Raw genomic sequence first — 431 nt, 5'->3', positions numbered from 1 at the left:
ATATAATGGTCATGCAAACAAGTCATGATATCGTAAGGCGTTTCCACCACGCAATAAACCTCGACCCCTTTCCCAAACATATCACGAATAGCCTGGGTCTCATAACGTGCCTTCAATCGCACAGCCTTTATATTTAACAGATTTTCAAGCCTCGGTACTTCTCGCTCTATTTCTCTATATTTTTCATTCTTTACGATATCCATAACAATCTCCGACCCTCAGTTTGTGGGGTACTGGAAACTTATTGTAGCAGATAGATATCAATATTTGACTTGTCATAGTGTCCGCCTATGAAAATTACATTGTCGTCGGTCCTGCGGAGCTTCAAAGATACCATTCTGCAAGCTCCTGAAAGGAGTCCTGATTAGATTCGAAGTATTCGGAATCCGGAACCTCAATAGGAGGCTCATCAAGCTCTACGGGGTCTTGTA

1 protein-coding gene is annotated in these 431 nt (G+C 42.2%); it reads right to left on the bottom strand.

Annotated features, from left to right (window positions below; translation table 11 throughout):
- On the bottom strand, positions 1–203 hold a 203-nt coding region (locus KP705_RS17980), incomplete at its 3' end, for a hypothetical protein (RefSeq protein WP_215765278.1).
- Between the last annotated feature and the right edge of the window lie 228 nt (positions 204–431).

This window comes from Gluconobacter sp. P1D12_c, assembly GCF_018812105.1.
Classification (GTDB): Bacteria; Pseudomonadota; Alphaproteobacteria; order Acetobacterales; family Acetobacteraceae; genus Gluconobacter; species Gluconobacter oxydans_A.
Note: the sequence above shows the minus strand (reverse complement) of the source record. Positions and strands in the feature narration are given on the sequence as shown.